The following is a 21,084-nucleotide window of genomic DNA, read 5'->3' as shown; positions in this document are numbered from 1 at the left end:
GCATGCGGCGTTCGTCGGTGGCCTACGGCTTTTCGGTCCTGTCAGTCATCGGCATCGTTGTGGTGGGCGCCCTCGCCGACGCCGCGTCCCTCCCCGACAACGTGCGCTCGTGGTTATGGCTGTTGGTCGCCTTGCTGACCGTCGCCACCGTGGGATTCCAGCTGCGCACCTTCCGGACCGACCCGGGTGCCCGCCTGCCCGTGGACCTGCTGGCGGACGCCTTCGCCGACTCCGTGCGTCGACAGCCGGCCGCTACTGACGTCTCGTTGCGGGTGCCGTTGCGGTGGGCCGGTCCCTCGGACCTGGATGCGCCGGACACCGAGACCCTGGCGTCGGCCTTCCGCGCGTTGCCCGAGCGGCGCATGGTGATCGTGGGCGAGCCCGGGTCGGGCAAGACGGCCGCCGCCCACCGGCTGGCGCTGGAACTGCTCGACACCCGCGCGCCCGGTGACCCGGTGCCCGTGGTCCTCCCGCTCGCGCGCTGGACCGGCGAGGTGGTGTTCAGCGAGTGGTTGCCCGCCGAATATCCCCAGCTGACCGCGCTGGGCGGCCCGGACTCGGCGCGCTCCCTCGTCATGAGCGACCTGGTGTTGCCGATCTTCGACGGGTTCGACGAGATGGCGCCGGTCGGGCGGACCGAGTTCCTCAGCTGGGTCCGAGGGACTTTCCCGTCGTTCGTCATCACCAGCCGTCGCCCGGTGCGGGCGACGGCGCCGGTGCTCCAGTTGTTGCCGCTCCGGCCGCTCCACGTGGCCCGCTACCTGCGGGACCAGGTGCCGGACGGTGACCACCGGTGGGCGCCGCTGTTGGCCTTCCTCGCCGACCACCCGACCGGTCCCCTGGCTCGCGCGCTGTCCTCGCCGCGCGCGCTCGGGCTGGTGCTGCGCGCCTACGCCTCCCCGCAGACCCAGCCCGCCGAACTGCTCGACCCCACCCGCTTCGCCGACGTCGACGCCATCGAACGGCACCTGCTGGAGACGGCGTTGGTCCGGGCCGCGTCGGGGACCGCCACCGACGGGTACCAGCCGGGTGAGCGGGCGGCCGATCAGCTCGGCTACCTGGCCGCGCACCTCGACCGGTTGGACACCACCGACCTCGCTTGGTGGCGGCTGCGCGCGAGCGTCCCGCGAGCCGTGTTCGTCGGGGCGGCCCTGGTGGTCGGCGCGGTCACCGGGCTCGTCACCGGGCTGCTGTTGGGGGTGTGGACGGGGGTGCTGCTGGGCGAGGGCGTGGCGGTGATGGTGTCCGTCGGGCTGGGGTTGAACGTGGCTTCGGTGCCGTTCCCGACGCGCATCCGGCTCGGTCGGCGCAGTCTCGTCGTGCTCGCGCTGGGAGTGCTGATCGGCGCGGTGACGGCCGCCGTCGTGGGGGCGTTGGGCGGGTCGTTGGGCAGCGTGGCGCAGTGGTCGGCAGTAGGGGTGGTCGGCGGGGTGTTCGCCGCGTTGCGGGTGGCGGTGACCGGGTCGCGGGACGTCGACGTCGCCCGGCACCCGCAGGACTCGCTGTGGCGGGACCGGCGGATGGCGTTGGCGCAAGGCGCGGTCACAGGGCTGACGGTGGCGTTGGCGGTCGGGCTGACCGGCGGGTTCGAGCGGGACGTCCTGCTGGTGGTGTGCATGGGGTTGGGAGCTGGGCTGGTGGGTGTGTCGTTCAGCGCCTACGCCCTGTACTCGGTGAGCCGGGTCTGGCTGGCGCTGCGCGGACGGCTGCCGTGGCGGCTGATGACGTTCCTGGAGGCCGAGCGCCAGTTGGGGCTGCTGCGCCATTCCGGCGGCGTGTACCAGTTCCACCACCGTCGGTTGCAGGAGCACTTGGCCGCCGAGTACGGGGCCGCCAAGCCGCCGGTGGACGAGGACGCCGTGCGGATGGTCGGGCTGTTGCGCGGCGACCTGGTGGAACGGGCGTTCGCGCGGGCCGACGTGCAGGCGGTGATCGAGGCGCCGAGCATCCGGCGGTTGCAGGACGAGATCGTCGCCGAGATCGAGGACACGCGGGAGGACCTCGTCGTCGCCACGAGTGCGGCGCGGGAGCGTTACGTGGCGGTCAAGGAGCGGTTGCTGGCGCGGGCCGGTGTGCCTCGGGTGGCGCGGGGCGCCCGGTTCTTCGGGCACGTCAGCGGGCCGTTGGCGGCGTTGGCCGGTGGGGCGGCGCTCGCGGCCGGCGGAAGGTCGGCGGTGATCCTGCCCGTCGTGTGGACGGCGCTGGTGGTCACGGCGGCGGCTTTCCTCCTCCAGCCGACCATCTGGCGGTTGAACCTGGCGGTCGACGAGGACGGTCGGTCACGGGTGGTGGAGCGGCTCGCACGGTGGCACAGCGCGGTGGCTGTCCGGCTCGCCCCGCTGCACCGGGTGCACCACAGCGTCTACTTCGGTGTCGGGCTGTCTTGCCTTTTGCTGATCAGTTCGGCCGCCGCGCCGTTGGAGGTCGTGGCCGTCATGCGGTCCATACGCCCGACGTGGATGTACATCGTCGGCGGGGCGGCCGTGGTGTTCGGGCTGCTGTGGGTGTGGGCGCGGCCCTTGAAGAAGCGGTGGGACGCGCTGTCGGTCGACAACCCGGCTGTGTGGCCGGCGGAGACGGCGTTGCCACGCGGTGCGGCGCAGGCCCGGCGGGACGCGGTGCGGGCGTGGGAGGCGCTCGTCGAGGCGCTGGTGGAGAACGGCGTGCTGCCGATGGTGGCGGCCCGCGTCGAGGTGCTGGCGCAGCGGTCCTACGACACCCGGTTGCCCGACGCGTCGGTCAAGCGGCTCGGTGACCTGACCGAGAGCGCGCAGTTCGTGCCGACCGACACCAGCGCCCGGCTCAACCGGATGCTCGACGCGATGTCCGGCGGCGCGATCGGCCTCAGCGGTCCGCGCGGGATCGGGAAGAGCACCGTGCTGGGCATCTTCGGCGACCGGCGACTGGGCGGGAACCCCGACGACCTGACCGTCGTCGTGCCCGCGCCGACCAACTACAACAGCCGGGACTTCCTGGTGCACCTGTTCAGCCGGATGTGCATGGCCGTGCTGCCCCCGGACACCCGGACGGCTCGCGTGACCTCGCGGCGGGTCCGGGTGCGGTGGCTGGTGACCGCCGTGATCGCCGTGCTGCTGGTGGCGGGGGCGGTGCTGTGGCCGTCCGCGGTGGAGGCCGGGCGGTGGGCGTGGCGCAACGTGCGCGGGGTCGCGGTCGGGGCCGGGTTGGCGTTGTTGGTCGCTCTGGTGGTGGAAATGGTGGTGCGCAGGGGTTTCCGGCGCGGCGACACGTCGGTCGAGGACACGGCCCGTGCCCACTTGCGGGCTTTGCGCTACCTGGAGACGACCACCCGGACCGCCACCGCGGCGGTGAAGCCCGGGGTGGAGCTGGGCGGGTCGCTGGCACGGCAGCGGGCCGAGCAGGTCAAGACCTATCCCGAACTGGTCGGCGAGTTCCGGGACTTCCTGGCGTTCCTGGTGTCCCACCTGCCGACCCGGCCCGACCGGCGCGCGCCGCGGATCGTGGTGTGCATCGACGAGGTGGACAAGATCGCCACCGCCGAGGCGGCCGAGCAGTTCATCAACGACGTCAAGACGGTCTTCGGGGTGCCCGGGTGCTTCTTCCTGGTGGCGGTGTCGGAGGACGCGCTGGCGTCGTTCTCCCGGCGGGCACTGACCGTGCGAACGGCGTTCGACTCGGCGTTCGACAACGTGATCCAGGTAAGCAGGCTTTCGCTGACCCAAACCCGACGCCTGCTGGTGCAACGAGTGCTACGCCTACCCGAACCGTACGTGTGGCTGTGCCATGCCCTATCCGCCGGCCTACCCCGCGATTTGAACCGAACCGTACGGCAGCTGTACGACATCCGCGCCGCCACTGGCGTGTCGGACTTGGGCGACTTGGCGGGCGAGCTGGTCCGCCAGGACTTGGAGGTGGTGACACACGGACAGGTCTTGCAGGTGAACTCCGGCTCGGACGCAGTCAGCGGCGCCCTCCTGAGATGGCTGGCCCAAACCGCCCGCGTACCGATCGACCACGACTCCTTGGTCGCACACCGCGACAACGCCCCGTCGGCCGGGGTGGCGCTGCGGAGTTGGCCGCCGGAGCTGTGGGCGGTGCGGGAACGTTTCCAGGCTTACCTGTCGTACGCGGCGGCGGTGTTGCAGTCGTTCCAGGAACGCTCAGCCGAGGTGATCACCCACTTGTCCACTGTAGACACAGACGAAAAGAACCCCGTACGCCACTTAGCCGACGCCCGCGCCCACCTGTCGGTAGACGCAGCCTTGGCAACCTCCGCCGTAGAGGCCTACCGCTCAGAACTAGTCTGACCCTTTCCGCCACACGGCCTGAGTTTCCCTCGCACCTTCGGGATCCGCCGTCGAGCGCAGTGACCGCCTGCCCGTGATTCCTTCCGCGACCAGCACGCCGTGGATTGTCGGTGTGCGGTGGGACAATGGAGACGGGGGCCGGAGGCCACACTCGACCATGCGCATGGACTGCTAGGCGACGGCACTACGAGCGGCGGCGGCAGCACCAGCTCAGGCTCGGCGACTCAGCAGCACCGGGTCAGACCCAGCGGCCCGGGGCTCGGCAGCCCAGACTCGGCAGCCCAGGGCTCGGCCTCAGGGCTCGGCAGCCCAGACTCGGCAGCCCAGGGCTCGGCCTCAGGGCTCGGCGGCTCGGCAGCAGCGGTTTGAGGCGCGGCGGCACCGAATCGGAGCGCAGCGGCGGCTGGGCGGCGCGGGCGCGGCGATTGGGCGGCGCGGGTTGGTCGGCTCAGCAGCGGCAGCGAATTGGCGGCAGCACCGCGAGCGACGGCGGCAACGGGCCGCCACCAGCGGCGACTCAAGCGCGGCGGCAGCGGAGGCTCTGCGGCGGCGCGACTGACGGCGGCGCGGGCGGCGGGTTCGGCGGCGCAGCCAGCATGGGGCGGCGCAGGGGTTGGGCGGCGCGGGGGTTGGGCAGCGCGAGGGTTGGGCAGCGCGGCCGGCACGGGGCGGGTCGGGCAGCGCGAGCGGCGAGTTGGACAGCGCGGCCAGCACGGGGTGGGGTTGGGCAGCGCGGGCAGCGCGGGCAGCGCGGGCAGCGCGGGCAGCGCGGGGCGGGGCAAGTGAGCAGCGCGGGGGGGGGGCGAGCAGCGCGGCATGCGGCGGCGAGTGGGCCGCGGCGGCTGGGCGGCGCAGGCGGCACAACGCCGGCACCGCACGAAGCAGGCAGCGCGGCGTGCGGCGGCGACTGGGCGGCGCAGGCAGCGCGCGAATTGGGCGGTTCGGGCGGGAGTTGGGCGGCGGGCGATTGCCGTTCGCGCCTACGCTCGCGGATCCAGTGTGGCCTCCGGCCCCCGTCTCCATTGTCCCACCGCACACCGACAATCCACGCCGTGCTGGTCGCGGAAGGAGATACGGGCGGCGAGATGGCAGCCCAGCGGCGGCACATCGAGGCAGCGGCAGGAGTCGCTGTGGTGGGGGTCGCTGTGGGAGCTGTGGTGGGTGTGGAGGGTGTTCCGGATTGAGCGTGGAGGGTGGTGGACCCGCCCCCGGGTTTCGGGCTCCGGCAACCGCTAGCGGAGCTCGGCCGGGGGCGGGTTCCCGTCTCGTCCGTCACCGTCGTTGAGGGCGAAGCCGGACACCGCCGAGTCGGTTCGCCGTGGAGGTCGGTGGGGACGAGCCGTCAATGGTGGTGATGGCCCTCGAACTGGACGTACGTGCAGCCCGGCGCTTCAGCCGGGAGGGTGTGGCCCGCGCTCGGGGGAGGCGGGGTCGAGGTGCAGGTGAGTTGGTGCAGGCCCAGCAGCTCCAAGCCGATGGTGCCGCTGAGGGCGAAGCCGTTGCCGAAGCCGAAGTCCGGGTTGTCGCTGATCTGCCCGGCCTTCATGGCCTCCTGCCACGACCGCTGGAAGTCCGCCAGCTTCTCGCGCTGGAACACCACCAACCCCAGCCGCTCGTACGGACCGGCCTTGCACGTCGCCCATCGATCGACATAAGGCGCGTACAGCGTCGCCCGCAGCGGACCGACGAACTCGGCGAACTCCTCGATCGTGCGGTCGGTCGGGTCGTCGCACTCGCCGGTCTTCTCCTCCACCCACGCCGCGACCTCCGCCGGGCTGCCCAGCGGCGGGCCGAGGGCGCCCGAGCCCAGGCCGGTGGAGTCGGAGGCGCTGCACGCCACCGACCCCACCAGCAGCGCGACCAAGGCCACGCACCGGGCGAACATCACGCGCACCGCGCGCCGTTCAGGGTGAACCCCGTGGGCGCTGTGGTCGGGCCGGTGCCGTTGAACCCGAAGCTCGTCGACGCGCCCGCCGCGATGTTCCGGTTCCAGTCCGCGCCCTTGGCCGTGGCCTTGCCGCCGGACACGGTCACGGTGCCCGACCACGCCTGGCCGTAGGTCTGCCCGGCGGGCACGTCCCACACCAGTTCCCAGTTGCTCACCGCGGCCGTGCCGGTGTTCTTGATCGTCACGTTCCCGGTGAACCCGCCGGTCCACACGCTGGGCGTCCCCCAGGTCACCGTGCACGCCCCGGGTTCGCCGCTGCCGGGCTGGGTGGTCACGCTGACCGCCGCCGACGGCGGTGACGTGTTGCCCACGGCGTCACGTGCCACCACGTAGAACTGGTAGGCCGTCGCCGGCGACAGGCCGGTGATCGTCGCGGTGGTCCCGCTGCCCGAGGCGACCTGGACGTCCGTCGCGCCGGCCTCGCGGAAGACCTGGTAGCTGGAGACGCCGACGTTGTCCGAGGACGCGGTCCAGGACAGGCTCACCGAGTTGGACCCGGCGGTCGCGGTGGGGGCGCCGGGCGCGGTGGGCGCCTGGGTGTCACCGCCGCTGCCGCCCTCGAAGATCACGTCCGAGCAGCTGTAGAACGCCTCGGGGCTGTCGTTGCGCTGCCAGATCGAGTAGATGATGTGCCGACCCGACTTGTTCGGCAGCGTCGCCTGCCACGCGTACTCGCCGCCCGACGCGACCGGGTTGGTGATCGAGTTGAACGGCGCCGGCTCCAGGTCCGACCACTTCAGCGGCTTGGTGACGTCGAACCCGTCGCGGGTCACGTACTGGTCCCACGTGCCGGGGTGCGGCGCCCACGCGTTGTAGTGCAGGGTGATCGTCGACCCCGCGCGCAGCGTGGTGGTGGGCCAGTCGTCGCGGGCCAGGTTGTAGGCGTCGTACTTGGTGGTCGGGCCGCACAGGTCGCCGTCGGCGATGATCTCGCGGTGCTTGCCCGCGGCCTGCGAGATCAGGTTGCCGTACCAGTCCCACAGCGGCTGCTTGCCACCGATCGCCACGGCCTCCTTGCACGCCGGGTTGGTGGGCAGGAGGTCGCCGCCGCCGCTGCCCCTGCGGCCGTCCTCGTAACAGGCGTAGGTGCGGCTGGCCGGGTAGGTCATCGAGCCGTGTGCCACCGCGACACCGGTCTGCACGAGCACGGTGGTCACGCCGGCGACACCGAGGGCGGCCAGGGCCAGCGCCCCGAAGCGCTTGAGTCGCAAAGGATGTCTCCTTCAGATCGACGGTGATCTGGCAGGGGTGAGCGCGGGACCACAGGGGATCTGGGAGCGCTCCCAGAAACACGATGACACCCCGGTGACCCCGCGTCAACGACTCGTTTCATTTGGTGGTCGTCGGGTATGGCTCGACCATGCGCATCGCCGTGGTCGGGCAGCTGGCCCGCGACCTGGTCCTCGTCGTGCCCGAAGTGCCCGGTGCGGGCGCCACCGCCGACGTCCTGGAACGCCGCGAGGTGCTCGGCGGCAAGGGCGCCAACATCGCCGTCAACGCGGTCCAACTGGGCGCGTCGGCGGCACTGGTGGGCGTCGCCGGGGACGACGAGGTCGGCGACCGCCTGGTGGAACGGTTGCAGGCGGACGGAGTCGACACGTCGTCGGTCGCACGGCGCGGGAAGTCGGCGTTGATCGTGGACGTCGTGTGCGACGGGAAGTGGCGCTACCTCCAGGACATCCCGGACACCTCGCTGGTCGCCCCGACCGACCTCGGCCCGGTCGTGGCCGAGGCGGACGCGGTGGTGGTGCAACTCCAGCAGCCGCACGACACCGCGCTGGCCGCCGCGCGCAAGGCCAACGGGCTCGTCGTGCTCGACGGCGTGGCCACGCCCGACCTGCTCCCGCTGGCCGACGTGCTGCGGGCCGACCACCACGAGGCCGAGGAGCTGACCGGCCGCTCGATCACCTCGTCCGGCGCCGCGCTCGCCGCCGGACGGGCGCTGGTCGAGCGCGGGCCGAACCTCGTGGCGCTGGAGGTCCCGGGCGAGGCGAACGTGCTGGTCTGGTCGTCGGGCGAGGTGGTCGTGCCGCTGACCGAGGTGGACGTCGTGGACACGACCGGCGGCGGGGACGCGTTCGTCGCCGCGCTGGCCGTGGCGCTGGCCCGGGGTGACCGACCCGAGGAGGCCGGCCGGCTGGCGGTGGCCGCCGCGGGCAAGGCCGTCGACCACGCCGGCGGGCGGACCGACCTCGGCGGACTGCGCGCGCCCCGCGACTGACAGGACTACGGACCAGCGAAGCCGACTCCTCCCGGTAGCGCCTGAACCCGACCCCGTGATGGACGCCGGTGGTCGGGTTCCGTAACCTGTCCGAGACCTCGACGACCTTCACTCGTTCGGGGGATCCGGCGTTCAAGGAGGACCGCGCGACCGTGGCGTCGTACCCCGTTCAGCGCACCGTCCGCGCGGCTCTGGCGGCCACCGCCGTCCTCGCGCTGGCCGGTGGAGTGTCCGTGCCGCACGCCGCCGCCCAGCCGAGCAACGGCGAAGAGGCGGTCAAGAGGTACTTCGAACTCGCCCACGAGGCCGAAGAGCTCAACGAGCAGCACCTGCGCGCCCTGGACGACCTGGCCGCCGCGCAGGGCACCATCGAGCAGGCCAACCGCGACCTCGCCGCCGCCCAGCAGGCCCAGGGCCAGTTGCAGGGCCAGGTCGACCTGCTCACCGAGGCCTCCTTCGAGGGCGCCCGGTTCAACCAGCTCTCGGCCCTGCTGGTCAGCGACTCCCAGCAGGACTTCCTCAACCGGATGACCGCGTTGGGCGTGCTGGCCGGCGAGAACGCCGAGGCGGTGGCCGGTCTCAGCGCCGCCGTCGACAAGGCCAACGAGGCGACCCGCCGCGCCAACGAGGCGGTGGACAACGCCAACAAGGCCATCGCCGACATCGACCAGCGCAAGGCCGCCCTGGACGAGCAGATCGACGAAGTCCGGGCGGTCTACCGGTCGCTGCCCGAGTCCGAACGCGACCGGCTGGCCGGCGAGGGCTACACCGGTCCGGTGAGCACCCCGCCCGGCAAGGCGGGCGACGCGGTGCAGTGGGCGCTCACCCAGCGCGGCAAGGACTACGTGTTCGGTTCCAACGGCCCCAACACGTGGGACTGCTCCAGCCTCATGCAGGCCGCGTACCGGTCGGTGGGCATCGCGATCCCGCGCACCACCTACGGGCAGGCCACGATCGGGCGAGCGGTGTCCCTCAACGAGGTGAAAGCCGGCGACCTGATCATCTACTACGCGGGCCAGACCCACGTGTCGATGGCCATCGACGGCATCCGCGCCGTGCACGCCTCCACCGAGGGCGTGCCGGTCAAGATCCAGGACATCGAGTCGATCGGCCCGATCAGCACCATCCGGCGAGTGGTCGGCTGAAACGCGGGTACTCCGTGCTCGACCCGTGACCGTCGAGTCGAGGAGGGACCCGTGCCGGACGTCGTCGACCTCATCATGCAGGACCACCGCGAGGTGGAGCGCCTGTTCGACGAGCTGAAGAACAACCCCGAGAAACGACCACTGCTCACGCCCGTGCTGTCCGCGGTGCTGACCGCCCACAGCCGGGCCGAGGAGGACTCGGTGTACCCGGTGGCGCGGGACGAGGCCGGCGAGCGGGAGGAGATCCAGCACAGCCAGGAGGAGCACGTCGAGGCCGAGACGCTGCTGGCGAAGCTCATCGCCGCCGACCCGACCTCGCCCGAGTACGACCGGGTGCTGGAGAAGCTGGTCGAGGGCGTCACCCACCACGTGGAGGAAGAGGAGTCCACGGTCCTGCCCGGCATGCGGCGGCAACTGGAGGACACCCGGCGGGAGGAGCTCGGCGCGGCCTTCGCCGCCAGCCGCGCCCGGCACCTGGGCGAGCTGCCCGGTCAGGCCACCAAGGAGGAGCTGGTGGCCCAGGCGCTGAACAAGGGCGTCACCGGCGCGTCCTCGATGAGCAAGGACCAGCTCGAAAAGGCACTCCACTCCTCCTGATGACGTGCGTCACCCGGGTGTGCGGGCCTAGTCTGGTGGCGTGGACGCCCCGAACCGGTCGGGGGAGGTTCGCGCACCCGAGGTGAGCATGGAGGACAGCCCCGTCGAGCTGTCGGTGGTGGAGTCGACCCCGGACACCGTGGTCCTGCGGATCGCGGGTGAGCTTGACATGGCCACCGTCCCGGAGGCCACCGCGTTCGCCCACGCCCAGCTGGGCCGGACGCGGTACGAGCTCGTGCTCGACCTCAGCGGCGTGACCTTCTTCGCCTCCGACGGCATCACCCTGCTGCTGACCATGCGCTCGGCGTGCCAGGCGGTCGGGAAGTCGCTGCGGGTGGTGGCCACGACCCAGGCGGTCCTGCACCCGCTGGAGGTGGCGGGGCTGCGGGAGCACTTCGCGATCACCGACCACACCGAAGAGGTCAGCTGACCTGGCCGTTCTGCTCCATGACCAGGATGGCCCCGTTGGGCCGGCCGTCGTTGGAGCGCAGCGAGCTGCACACCACGCGCACGACGATCTCGCGGCCCTTCCGGTTCACCGCGTCCACCTTGACCTCCGTCAGGAACGAGGCGTCCGCCAGGGCCTGGCGCACGACCGGCCGCAGCACGGCCACCGGTAGGCCGATGTCGAGGTTGAGCAGGTGCTCGCCCTCCGCCTCGTCGCGGCGCAGGCCCCACAGCTCCTCCGCGCCCCGGTTCCAGGCGATGACCCGCATCCCGACGTCCAGCACGGCCACGCCCGCCCGCAGCGAGGTCAGGATGGACTCCAGGAACTCGTTGACCTGGTCCAGCTCCTGGGTGCGCTCGCGCAGGGTGTCGTTGATGTCCTGGAGTTCGTCGTTGGTCGACTGGAGTTCCTCGTTCATGGTCTCCAGTTCCTCGTTGGTGGACTGGAGTTCCTCGTTGGTGGTCTCCAACTCCTCCACAGTGGACTGGAGTTCCTCGTTCGTGGTCTCCAACTCCTCGTTGGTGGACTGGAGTTCCTCGTAGGCGGACTCGAGTTGGCGGTTGGCGTACTCCAAGTCCTCCAGCAGCCGCCGCGTCGCGGTGACGTCGTGGAAGACGATGGATACGCCCAGGATGGTGTTGTCCGCCGCGATCAGCGGGTTGAGGTGCACCTCGAACCACAGGGACTCCCCCGGCGGTCGGGACCACTCGACCTCCTTGACGCGCACGGCGCGGCGCTCGGTGCGGCACTGCTCCAGGTAGCCGCGCAGCTCGACCGGGCGGTAGGACAGGTCCAGGTCACGCAGGGGACGCCCGACGTCCTTGGCGCCCAGGCCGAACATCGTCTCGGCCTGCTGGTTCGCCAGGGCCAGGACGTCGTCGCCGGTGACCACGACCTGGGCGACCGGCCCCGCCGAGAAGGCGTGTTCCCGCAGCTGGTCCAGGCCGCCCACGTCGAAGCGCCGGTCCTGCACCAGGGCCTGCGTCACGAAGTGCGCCGGTCCGGCGCCGCCGTTGGCCACCTTGCGGAAGACGCGCCGCTTCAGGTCCACCGGGTCGAAGATCCGGGTGTGCGACAGCAGCATCTCCGCCTTGCCCAGGAACAGCACGCCGCGCGGCACCAGGGCGAAGTGGAACCGGCCGAGGATCTTGGCCTGGGTCTCCTGGGTGAAGTACATGAGGGTGTTGCGGCACACCAGCAGGTCGATGCGCGAGATCGGGGCGTCCTGGACCAGGTCGTTGCGGCCGAAGATGACCGACCGGCGCAGGTCCTTGCGGAAGGCGTAGCGGCCGTTGTGGTGGTCGAAGTACTTCGCGACCAGCTCGGCGGGCACGCCCTGGAGTTCGCGCTCGCTGTAGAGGGCGTGCCGGGCGTGGCTGAGGGCCTCGTCGTCGACGTCGGTCGCGTAGATCTTGACCCGCTGCCGGAACCGTTCCGGCCCCATCGCCTCGGCCAGCACGATCGCGAGGCTGTAGGCCTCCTCGCCCGACGCGCAGCCCGCGCTCCACACCCGGACCGGGTCGTCGGGGCCGCGCTCGGCCAGCAGCGTCGGCACCACCTCCTCGCGCAGGTGCTGCCAGGCCTCGTCGTCCCGGAAGAACCCGGTGACGTTGATCAGGATCGTGTTGAACAGGGCGTTGAACTCGTCGGCGTTGACCTGGAGGTGGTCGATGTAGTCGATGTAGTCGTCGATGCCGACCTGCGCCATCCGGTGCCGGACGCGGCGCATCAGGCTGGTGCGCTTGTACCCGGTGAAGTCGAACCCGCGTGACTCCTTCAGGTAGCGCAGCACCTCTTCGAAGTCGGCATCGGAGGTCTGCCCGTCACTCACAGCGCAGAACGCTACCCGCCGTGGCGGGCGGCATCCGATCAAGGCGCTCCGCCACTTGCCGGAGTCGTGCCGGGACCGTCGCGGGCCGCGGTCGTCACGCGCCGGAGTCGAGCACCGCCCACACGACCTTGCCGCCGCCCGGCCACGGCGTGTGCCCCCACGACCGGCTGACCTCCTCGACCAGGGCGATGCCCCGGCCACCGGGCCGCGTGTCCGGCTCGCGCCGTCGCGGCGGTGCCGGCTCGTCGTCGCGCACGGCGATGGCCAGCGTCCGGTCCCGCAGCTCCAGCCGCAGGTGGGGTGCGCTGCGGGCGTGGTCGACGGCGTTCTCCACCAGTTCGGTGACCACGAGCAGCGCGTCGTCGAGCACGCCGCGCAGGTGCCACCGCGCGCACGTGTCGCGGACGAACCGGCGGGCCATGAGCGCGCTCACCGGCGAGGCGGGCAGCCAGGTCTCGTCGCGCCGCCGGTCGGGCGCGCCGTGCGCGTGCGCGAGCGCCTCCCCCACGCTGGGGTAGTGGCGGACGAACCGCCCCGCGCCGCCCCCGGCGAGCAGCCGCCGGTGCTCCGCGCCCACGCCGACCAGCACGAGGGGGACACCGGGCCACTCCGACACCCGCATCCAGACGGTGCTGAACACCGACATCACGGCCGGTGTGGCGACCTCGAAGTCGTCGTCGAGCACCACCACGACCGCCGCGGGCTCGACGATCGCGCACTTGAGCAGGCCGTCACGGAACTGCGCGTAGGTGCTCAGGTCGAGCCGGCCGGTGGGGTGGACGACCGCCGCGCCGGCCTTGGTGTCGACGTCGAGGCTCAAGGTCATGTGTCGGGCTCCACGCGCGTGTGTCGGACCATCGAGCCGGACAGCAGGTGGGACCGCAGCACCTCGGCCGCCGACGACGCCTCCGCTTCGGCGGCCCGGTACCGCTCGACCAGCGTCCCGCTGTCGCGGGCCCCCGCCGACCTGCCCATCCGCTGCGCCAGGGTGGCCTTCTCCTCCAGCGTCCGCAGCGCGGTCCAGAGGGCTTTCTCCAGGGCGGTGTCCTGGGCGTCCAGGAGGGCCTCGGCGGTCCAGCCGTGGCCGACGTGGCAGCGGAACCGGGCGTGCTCCGCGTCCAGCGCGACCAGTGTGCCGTGGCAGTCCGGGCAGCTGAAGTTCGACGGTGTGCCCATCCGACTCACCTCACCGGGTGGCGCGCCCGAGTGGTCGGCGGCCAGTGCGGACTCCTTGCGCAGCAGGTCGGGGGGCTTGCCGGCATCCCCGACCGGACTGCCCACCACCTCCCGCAGGACGACACCCATCTTGGCCGCCGACACCACGTGGTCGACCTCGACGGTGCGCAGGACCGCGTTGGGCATGCCCGGGTGGAGAGCCTCCTCCGGGTCCTGCACCACCGCCAGCCCGCCCCGGGAGGTGATCGCGACCATGCCCGCCGCACCGTCGTCCAACGTGCCGGACAGGACGACGCCGATGACAGCGGGACCGCGGGCGACGGCGGCCGACCGGAACAACGCGTCGACCGACGGCCGGTGGCCGTTCTCGGTGGGACCGTGGGACAGGTGGAGGTCGCCGTCGGTCACGATCAGGTGGTGGTTGGGCGGTGCGACGTGCAGGCGTCCCTTGCGCAGCGGCATGCCGTGCCGGGCGCTCACGGCCGGCAACGGCCCGCTGCGGTGCAGGATCGCCGCCAACGCGCTCGACCCCCGAGCGGGCATGTGCAGGACCACCGCCACGGCGGCGGGCAGGTCGTCGGGAAGTCCCCCGGCGAACGCCCGCAACGCTTCGACACCTCCGGCCGACGCCCCGACGACGATCAGGTCCCTCGATGGCATGGGGTCACCTCTGGTCGGCGGATACCCCGGCGGTTTGGAGGGTAGTCGTTACGATTCGGACCTCGGGGGTCCGACACGGGACGGCGGTGGGGCGGTGCTGTGGAGTGCCGGCGCGGTGGCGCGCATGCTCGGCATCTCCCCCACGACCCTGCGCACCTGGGACCGCCGGTACGGGCTGGGCCCCAGCAGCCGTGAAGAGGGCAAACACCGCCGGTACAGCGAGGACGACGTGTCCCGCCTGCGCCGGATGCTCGCCTTGACCGGACGCGGGGTGGTGCCCGCTGCCGCTGCGGCGATCGCACTGGGCCGGACGCTGGACGTCGAGCCCCACGCCGAGCCGCGTGTCGAGCTTGACGTCGAGCCGCATGTCGAGCCGCATGTCGAGCCGGAGGTGGAGCCGCACGCCGAGCCGGATGACACGTCGCCGGCCGGGCGCGAGGTATCGGGCGGGCGGCGCACTCGGCTGGGCAGCGGGCCGGCGGAGTCGGCTCAGCGGGCACGAGCGGGCGGCGAGGAGGCGGGGCCGGACGACGGTGCCGGTGTGCGGGGGTGGTTGCCGGAGGCGCGGGGGTTCGCGCGGGCGGCGTACCGGCTCGACCTGCCCCTCATGACCGATCTCGCGGGTGGCTTGGTGGCACGGCACGGCGTCGTGCGGGCCTGGGAGCGGGTGTTGGTGCCGTTCCTGGTCGCGCTGGGCGAGAAGGTGGCCGCGCAGGGCTCCGGGGTCGAAGTCGAGCACCTCGCGACCACGGCCGTCCTGGAGGCGGTGCGGGGCCAGGTGCTGCCGGTGTCGGGGCGGCTGCCGGCCCTGCTCGCGTGCGCCCCCGACGAGCAGCACAGCCTCCCCCTGAACGTCCTCGGCGCGGCCCTGGCGGAACGCGGCTGCTCGACCCGGCACCTGGGTGCCCGCGTGCCCGCCGCGGCACTACTCGATGCGGTGAAGTTGCTGGAGCCGCGCGTGGTCGTGCTGTGGGCGCACGCGCCGGGGTACGCGGGCCTCGCACCCGTCAACGACCTGCTGGAACGCGGCCGTGAGGTGCTGCTCGGCGGCCCGGGGTGGGCCGTGGTGCCGCCGGGGGCGCGGCGGGTCGGGTCGCTGAGCGAGGCCGTGGACACCGTTCTCGACTTGAACCGATTTTGAATCGAATTTAGGCTCGACACGTCACCTCGACCCGGAGGACGTGAGCCCCATGCCCGAGCTGTCCCGCCTCCCCCAGCCGGTCGCCGAATCGTGGGACTGGCAACTGCAAGGCCTCTGCCGAGGCATGGACAGCGCGCTGTTCTTCCACACCCCCAACGAACGCGGTGCCGCACGGCAGCAGCGGGAGGCGCAGGCGAAGGCGGTGTGCGCCCGGTGCCCGGTGGTGGCGGAATGCCGAGCCCACGCACTGGCCGTCGAGGAGACCTACGGCATCTGGGGCGGCCTGGGCGAGAGCGAACTACGCCGCCTGATCGCCCGCAACCACCGCTGACCCACCCACACGCCCACGCACGCCCCCGCACCCGGCCTCGGCGCACCCGGCCTCGGCGCACCCGGCCTCGGGCATCAGGCCTTGGGGAAGGTCACCTCGCCTGGGCAGTGGCGGTCTTCGGTCGCCACTGGGTGTAGCCCGCTTCCTCGGCCTCGGCGATCGAGCGGAACGTGACATCGCCCTTCATCCGCTTGAAGTACGGCGAGTCCGGCGTGTGGAAGATCATCGACTTCGAACTGCCCTTCACCACGACCACCGCCGACTCGACCGACTCCGGCACGATCTCGGGTGCGGCAGCCGGGACCAAGTCCGCCTCGGGAGCGACCTCCAGTGCGGACTCCGGCTCCGGCTTCACGTCCCGCTCCGGCCTCACGTCCCGCTCCGGCTCGGCCTCTTGCTTCGGCTCGGGCTGGCGCGGGATGACCACCGTTGCCGCAGGACGGGCCGTTGCCGCGGGGAGGGCCGGCCGCTGGGTCGGGCGGGTCAGGGTCAGTTCGGCACGGAGGCTGCGGATCGTGGCGCGCAGCGGCAGCCACGTCAGCACCGCACCCGCCAGGAACGCGAACCCGCACAGGACGAACATCTGGGCGAACAACCAGAACACCGCTGCTCCTAGCTAATCAGGACGTCGACCTGGCGCGCAGCCGGGTCCGTGTTCTCCGGCGCGACGTCGAGCACGACCGCCGTCCGGATGCGCTCCGGCCGCACCCCCTGCGCGACGAACAACGCCCGCACCGCCTCCGCCCGCTGCCGCGCGAGCCCGTGAGGGTCGGGGTGCCCGGTGGATGCGTGGCCGTTGAGCGTGATGGTCGCCTTAGGGGCCACCAGCAGCAGCCGTCCGACGCGGTCCACGAGGACCGGGCCGTGCCCCTGCCATTCCGTGCTGGAAGGCGCGAAGCGGAAACCGCCATTGCCCTCGACCATCGCCGTGACCGACCGCTGGAGCGCGGCAAGGTCGATGTCCGAGCCTCCCAGCGAGCCGCCGACCTGCGCACCAACGTCGACCCGCGGCTCTTGGACACCCAAGCCTGTGAGCGCCTCGCGCAGGGTCGCGGCACGTCGCTCGTCGGGCACAGTGGCGCGAGCAGTCACCGTGCCTGCCGTGGCGACGGCCGTGAGGTCGTGCGCGGACGCGGCGACAGCGGCGGCAACCACACCGGCGGCGGTGGAGGACGTCAGCGGCGACCGGTTGCCGTGCTCCGCCAAGAGGTCCGTCACGCGATGGGAGGTGATCCCACCCCGGACGGCGTCCAACAGCACACGGTGCTCCGACTCGTCGGCGACATCGCCCACGAGCAGCACCTCATCGGTCCGCACGACCATCGCGACACGTCCGGCGGCTTCCCGCTCGGCGATCCGCGCCCGGGCGAAAACCCCCGATGCCGCGAGCAGAGCGGGCACCAGCACCGCACTGACGAGCCACGCCCGCCACGCCGGGGATCTCAGCACCGGGCGTTAGTACCGGAAGTGCCCGTGCCGATGCCACCAGCGCACGACGTACGCGCAGGACAGCGCCCAGCATTTCACCTGTCCAGGTGACGATCATTCGCCGCCAGAAGGAATCCGACGCCGGACGACCCCGAGCGCGCAAGACAACCCAAGGCAGCTCGACAAAGCCCGAGGCAGCGCGCGACAGCCTGCGATAGCCCGAGACCGCCGAGGCCCCTCCTCAGCCCGCCGCCAAAGATCGCCCCCCACGCGACCGTCCGGATGGGACGGGGTAGGGTTCCCCCATCGCACCGAGCGGTGACACCGGCGAGCGGCACCGCAGGACGCGGAAGTCTTGCGGGCACGGCGAATCCACGGCCCGACCGGTGACATCCAGACCGGCGAGTCGTCCGAAAGACCGCACACCTCAAGGCATGCGCCATCCCGCTCACGCCCTCAAGCTCCAGCGTGATCGTCACCTTCAAGCGGCGTAAGGCAACACCCCCGTTCGACATCCGCACCGGCTGCACACCGGGTGCGCGGGCGCCTGCACCACCACCTCGGCCAGCAGCCGACGCGAGTCCTCGAACGTCGGTGGCCGCCGGCCGGGCACTAACAACGAGTCCAGCACCTCCTGCCACCGCCTGGCCCGCGCCCGCGACCGCTCCACCGGGTCATGCAGCCGGGCCCGCGACCGCACCTCCTCCCGGGCCTGCTCCCCCGACTCGCCCAACGGCCGCCGGGGCCGGGGCGCGGTGAGCCGGGCGTTGCGGCGGTTGACCCGCCACCACTGCCCGAGCGTCATGCCCGGGACCGGGGGGCGCGCCCGTCGCGCGCCCCCCTGCCACCACGACCAGAGCCGCACGCGGAGGAAGTCGTGCGCGGCCTGGTCGCGGCTCCTGGGTCTGCCCTGCCTGGTCCCGTCGGGACGGGAGTCCACGGCCGCCAGCAGGGCGTCGACGCTCCACCCCTCGGCGAACCACGGCTCCACGACCTCGCGCAGCAGCGCGCGGTCCGCGTCACCCCAGCTCGCCCGCAGGCACAGCGCCTCGACGGCCGTGTCGATCTCGTCGTCGGTCTCGGGGATGACACGGCCGGGCCACTGCCGGGGATCGAGTTGTACGCGCATCCCTAGCTCCCTTCCGAACGCGTACCGAACAACTGTTCGAGATGGTGCCAGAGGGGTACGACAATTTCGGGTGGCCAGGGTGCGGAGTTCCTGACCGGAAGGTGAAAGGTGCAGGTCAGGACGCCGAAGACCGCGGCGGCACGAGGCCGTCGCGGTCTGGTTCCGGCAAGGTCGAGGCCGGTCCGGCACGGGATCGGGGCCGGTCGCGGCGAGCGGTCAGGGCTGGTGGCACCGGGTCAGGGCTGGTCGACGTCCGCTTCGATGCTGCTCAGCGTCGACTCGACGTCGTCGAAGCCGGGGTCCTGCACGGCGTCGTCGCGGCACGCCACCAGCGAGGCGAGGAGCGCCGCGAGGACCAGTGCCGCCCTCACTTCACACCGCAGTGCTCGGCCTGGAACTTGTCCACCCGCTCCTGCACCTTGCCGAGGTGGGCCACCTGGTCACCGCGGCGCTCGGCGCGCTTGTCCAGGCGTTCGGCGCGGGCGGTGTCGCCGGCGTCGCGCGCCTTCTGGGCCTGCGCCTTGAGCCAGGCGGTGGAGCCGATGACGTCGGCGCCGCCGTTGATGCGGGTGGTCAGGCGGGTCACCCGGTCCTCGATGCGGGGCAGCCGCTGCTCGCAGATCTTCTTGACCTGCTCGGGGCTGAGCGTGACGGGCGCGTAGGTCTTGTCCTGCGCGGACGCGACACCGGTCGTGGCCAGGCCGACCCCGGCGACCGCGGCGGCGACGGCGATGCGACGGATCCATGTGTTCATGCGTCCACGATGGCGGGACGCGGTGAGCGCTCCGTGCGGCGAGTGTTCGGGTTGTGCAAAGACCGGGGTTTGAGGAGTGCTCGCACCGGCAACCCTCCGCGCCATGACCGACACCCTGTGGGACGAGTTCCATCGCGTGGTCAACATGACCTCGCACGAACTGGAGGACTGGCTGCGCACCCGCTCGGCGGACGAGAACACCGAAGCCCTGCCCGGCCAGGCGGGCACCCCGACCGGTCAGGACGTGCTGAGGGTGCTGCGCAAGCGGCGCACCGACCTGACCACGGAAGACGTGCGCGTGATGCGCAAGGTCGTGGAACGGGTCCACGAGCAGCGCCGCGAGGACCTGGAGCCGACCGCGGGCGAGGCCCACTGGCGGCACCGCCTGATGTCCATCGGCCACGACCCGCTCAAGCCGGCCTGACGGCCATCGGTCACAGCCCTGGGGGCCACCGGCACAACCCGCCTAAGGGCACGTGGCCACGACCCGCCTGACGGCGAGTGGTCACGACCCGCCTGACGGCATCGGCGACAAGTCCTGCCCGGGTCGGCTCGGGCAGGGCACCTCACCGCATGGCTGTTGTAGGTCGCGTGCGCTCCCCCGGCGGCCTCCGGCCCCCGGTTCCATGATCGCACGCGGTACCGACAAGTTTCCGCGTCCGCCGAAGGGAAGCGTCAGCGCAGGACTGGGCCGGCGTCCACGCGGTCGGCGTCGGCCAGGCGGACGCCCGAGGCCGGGACCAGGCCGAACTGCACGACCTGGCGGCGGGTCAGGAGTTCGGTCAGCCAGTCCGCCGCCACGCGGATCCGGTTGCCCGGCATCGCCAGCAGGTGGTAGCCGCGGGCCACGAGCTTCGCGGGCCAGCCGGTCAGCGGGATGTGCAGCGGGTTGGCCACCGCCTGGCCGCCGGACAGGTCGACCACGAAGCCCAAGTCGCGGTGCCGGTACACGGCCGGGGTGCCGTGGCCCAGGGACGCGGCCACGTTGCGACCCGCGAGCTTGCCCTGGCGTTGCGCGTGCTGAGCCGTCATGGGGGTCGGCTTTCCACCGTTGTGCACGTCCGGCACCGCCGCCACGTCGCCGGCGGCGAACACGTGCGGGTGGCCAGGCACGGTCAAGTCCTCGCCAACGACCAAGCGACCCTTCTCCGTCGGCAGCGCGACGGACTCCACCAGCGGGTCGGGCCGGACGCCCACGCACCACACCACGGTCTTCGACGGGATCTCGCTGCCATCGGTCAGCTTGGCGCACGACGGCGTCACCTCGGCCACACTGGTCTTCAACCGCACATCCACCCCGCGCGAGCGCAGCACGTCCAGCGCCGGACCGGACAAGCGCTCGTCCAAGCCCGGCAGCACGCGCGGAGCCATGTCGACCAGGATCCACCGCACCCGCGGCGCGCCCGGCCTGCCCCGCAGCGCCGCGTTGGTCAGTTGCTGCCCCTGCGCCACCAGCTCGGTGCCGGTGTACCCGGCGCCGACCACGACGACCGTCGCACGGGCGGCGCGTTCGGCTTGGTCGGTGGCCTGTTCGGCCAGCTCGACCTGGCGCAGCACGTGGTCGCGCAGGAACACGGCCTCGGCGACCGACTTGAAGCCGTAAGCGTGCTCGGCGACGCCCGGGATGGACAGCAGCCGGGTCACGCTGCCCGAGGTCAGCACGATCCGGTCCCACTCCAGGACCTGCTCACGCCCCTCGACATCCACCGCCCTGCAAGTACGCGCCGTGAGATCCACGCTGGTCGCGTGCGCCTGTACCAACCGCGTCCGAGGCAGCTTGGGCCGCAGCGGCACGGCCACCCGGCGCGGGTCCAGCGACCCGCCCGCGACCTCCGGCAGCAGCGGGACGTACAGCATGTAGTCGGTCGGGTTGACCGCCACCAGCTCCGCGGCGTCCGGCGGCAACGACCGCTCCAACGCGCGCAGGCAGTGGTAGCCCGCGAACCCCGTCCCGACGACCAGCACCCGTGGCTTGGCCATGATCCGACC

At 72.2% G+C, this 21,084-nt stretch carries 19 protein-coding genes; 8 read left to right on the top strand and 11 right to left on the bottom strand.

Going from position 1 to position 21,084, the window contains the following annotated elements; all coding sequences use genetic code 11:
- The first annotated feature begins 2 nt into the window (after window positions 1-2).
- On the top strand, window positions 3-4,286 hold the full coding sequence (locus WBN91_RS01570) for an NACHT domain-containing protein (protein WP_337723825.1): 4,284 nt from the start codon (window positions 3-5) through the stop codon (window positions 4,284-4,286).
- 1,342 nt (window positions 4,287-5,628) lie between these two features.
- Here the strand turns inward: WBN91_RS01570 and WBN91_RS01565 are convergent.
- Both WBN91_RS01565 and WBN91_RS01560 read right to left on the bottom strand, forming a co-directional pair.
- Entirely contained in the window at window positions 5,629-6,171 is a 543-nt protein-coding gene (locus WBN91_RS01565; RefSeq protein ID WP_337723826.1) for a hypothetical protein, read from the bottom strand.
- Window positions 6,171-7,445, bottom strand: coding sequence for a lytic polysaccharide monooxygenase (locus WBN91_RS01560; protein WP_337723827.1), 1,275 nt, complete (start codon window positions 7,443-7,445; stop codon window positions 6,171-6,173). Before WBN91_RS01560 ends, WBN91_RS01565 begins: the two co-directional genes overlap by 1 nt.
- Before the next feature lie 149 nt (window positions 7,446-7,594).
- Between WBN91_RS01560 and WBN91_RS01555 the strand changes: the two genes are divergently transcribed.
- The 4 genes from WBN91_RS01555 to WBN91_RS01540 all read left to right on the top strand — a co-directional run bounded on the left by WBN91_RS01555 (window position 7,595) and on the right by WBN91_RS01540 (window position 10,627).
- Window positions 7,595-8,455 (top strand): PfkB family carbohydrate kinase, encoded by an 861-nt coding sequence (locus WBN91_RS01555; protein ID WP_337723828.1) that lies wholly within the window; start codon window positions 7,595-7,597, stop codon window positions 8,453-8,455.
- Between the two features lie 68 nt (window positions 8,456-8,523).
- The gene (locus tag WBN91_RS01550; RefSeq protein WP_337723829.1) at window positions 8,524-9,600 is read left to right on the top strand and encodes a C40 family peptidase; all 1,077 of its coding nucleotides are present in this window, start codon (window positions 8,524-8,526) and stop codon (window positions 9,598-9,600) included.
- Between the two features lie 51 nt (window positions 9,601-9,651).
- The gene (locus WBN91_RS01545) at window positions 9,652-10,197 is read left to right on the top strand and encodes a hemerythrin domain-containing protein (RefSeq protein WP_337723830.1); all 546 of its coding nucleotides are present in this window, start codon (window positions 9,652-9,654) and stop codon (window positions 10,195-10,197) included.
- Window positions 10,198-10,237: 40 nt separating this feature from the next.
- Window positions 10,238-10,627 carry an STAS domain-containing protein gene (locus WBN91_RS01540; protein ID WP_337723831.1) on the top strand — a complete coding sequence of 130 codons (390 nt, stop codon included), beginning with the start codon at window positions 10,238-10,240 and terminating at the stop codon, window positions 10,625-10,627.
- Here WBN91_RS01540 and WBN91_RS01535 read toward each other — a convergent pair.
- From WBN91_RS01535 to WBN91_RS01525, 3 genes are all read right to left on the bottom strand, one after another.
- Window positions 10,620-12,476, bottom strand: coding sequence for a CheR family methyltransferase (locus WBN91_RS01535; RefSeq protein WP_337723832.1), 1,857 nt, complete (start codon window positions 12,474-12,476; stop codon window positions 10,620-10,622). The two genes, WBN91_RS01540 and WBN91_RS01535, sit on opposite strands and share 8 nt — an antisense overlap.
- Before the next feature lie 94 nt (window positions 12,477-12,570).
- Window positions 12,571-13,302, bottom strand: a complete 732-nt coding sequence (locus WBN91_RS01530; protein ID WP_337723833.1) for an ATP-binding protein — start codon at window positions 13,300-13,302, stop codon at window positions 12,571-12,573.
- Window positions 13,299-14,312 (bottom strand): chemotaxis protein CheB, encoded by a 1,014-nt coding sequence (locus tag WBN91_RS01525; protein WP_337723834.1) that lies wholly within the window; start codon window positions 14,310-14,312, stop codon window positions 13,299-13,301. Before WBN91_RS01525 ends, WBN91_RS01530 begins: the two co-directional genes overlap by 4 nt.
- Window positions 14,313-14,406: 94 nt before the next feature.
- On the opposite strand from WBN91_RS01525, the gene WBN91_RS01520 reads away from it, so the two are divergent.
- Both WBN91_RS01520 and WBN91_RS01515 read left to right on the top strand, forming a co-directional pair.
- The gene (locus WBN91_RS01520; protein ID WP_337723835.1) at window positions 14,407-15,453 is read left to right on the top strand and encodes a MerR family transcriptional regulator; all 1,047 of its coding nucleotides are present in this window, start codon (window positions 14,407-14,409) and stop codon (window positions 15,451-15,453) included.
- Between the two features lie 49 nt (window positions 15,454-15,502).
- Window positions 15,503-15,784 (top strand): WhiB family transcriptional regulator, encoded by a 282-nt coding sequence (locus WBN91_RS01515; protein ID WP_337723836.1) that lies wholly within the window; start codon window positions 15,503-15,505, stop codon window positions 15,782-15,784.
- A 91-nt stretch (window positions 15,785-15,875) separates the two neighbouring features.
- Here the strand turns inward: WBN91_RS01515 and WBN91_RS01510 are convergent, their stop codons facing one another.
- The 5 genes from WBN91_RS01510 to WBN91_RS01490 all read right to left on the bottom strand — a co-directional run bounded on the left by WBN91_RS01510 (window position 15,876) and on the right by WBN91_RS01490 (window position 19,095).
- Window positions 15,876-16,388, bottom strand: a complete 513-nt coding sequence (locus tag WBN91_RS01510) for a sunset domain-containing protein (RefSeq protein WP_337723837.1) — start codon at window positions 16,386-16,388, stop codon at window positions 15,876-15,878.
- Between the two features lie 8 nt (window positions 16,389-16,396).
- The gene (locus tag WBN91_RS01505; protein ID WP_337723838.1) at window positions 16,397-17,233 is read right to left on the bottom strand and encodes an OmpA family protein; all 837 of its coding nucleotides are present in this window, start codon (window positions 17,231-17,233) and stop codon (window positions 16,397-16,399) included.
- A 460-nt stretch (window positions 17,234-17,693) separates the two neighbouring features.
- Complete coding sequence (locus WBN91_RS01500) at window positions 17,694-18,341, bottom strand: hypothetical protein (RefSeq protein WP_337723839.1); 648 nt, start codon at window positions 18,339-18,341, stop codon at window positions 17,694-17,696.
- A 236-nt stretch (window positions 18,342-18,577) separates the two neighbouring features.
- On the bottom strand, window positions 18,578-18,712 hold the full coding sequence (locus tag WBN91_RS01495) for a hypothetical protein (protein WP_337723840.1): 135 nt from the start codon (window positions 18,710-18,712) through the stop codon (window positions 18,578-18,580).
- Window positions 18,709-19,095, bottom strand: coding sequence for a hypothetical protein (locus WBN91_RS01490; RefSeq protein ID WP_337723841.1), 387 nt, complete (start codon window positions 19,093-19,095; stop codon window positions 18,709-18,711). The genes WBN91_RS01495 and WBN91_RS01490 overlap by 4 nt, the downstream gene beginning before the upstream one ends.
- A gap of 103 nt (window positions 19,096-19,198) precedes the next feature.
- Between WBN91_RS01490 and WBN91_RS01485 the strand changes: the two genes are divergently transcribed.
- On the top strand, window positions 19,199-19,519 hold the full coding sequence (locus tag WBN91_RS01485) for a DUF3140 domain-containing protein (protein WP_337723842.1): 321 nt from the start codon (window positions 19,199-19,201) through the stop codon (window positions 19,517-19,519).
- Between the two features lie 251 nt (window positions 19,520-19,770).
- Here the strand turns inward: WBN91_RS01485 and WBN91_RS01480 are convergent, their stop codons facing one another.
- On the bottom strand, window positions 19,771-21,075 hold the full coding sequence (locus WBN91_RS01480; protein WP_337723843.1) for an NAD(P)/FAD-dependent oxidoreductase: 1,305 nt from the start codon (window positions 21,073-21,075) through the stop codon (window positions 19,771-19,773).
- Window positions 21,076-21,084: the final 9 nt, after the last annotated feature.

The organism is Saccharothrix sp. CCNWYY140 (assembly GCF_037401995.1).
Taxonomy (GTDB): domain Bacteria; phylum Actinomycetota; class Actinomycetes; order Mycobacteriales; family Pseudonocardiaceae; genus Actinosynnema.
The sequence above is the reverse complement of the archived record's forward strand: the minus strand, read 5'-3'. Positions and strand labels throughout refer to the sequence as shown.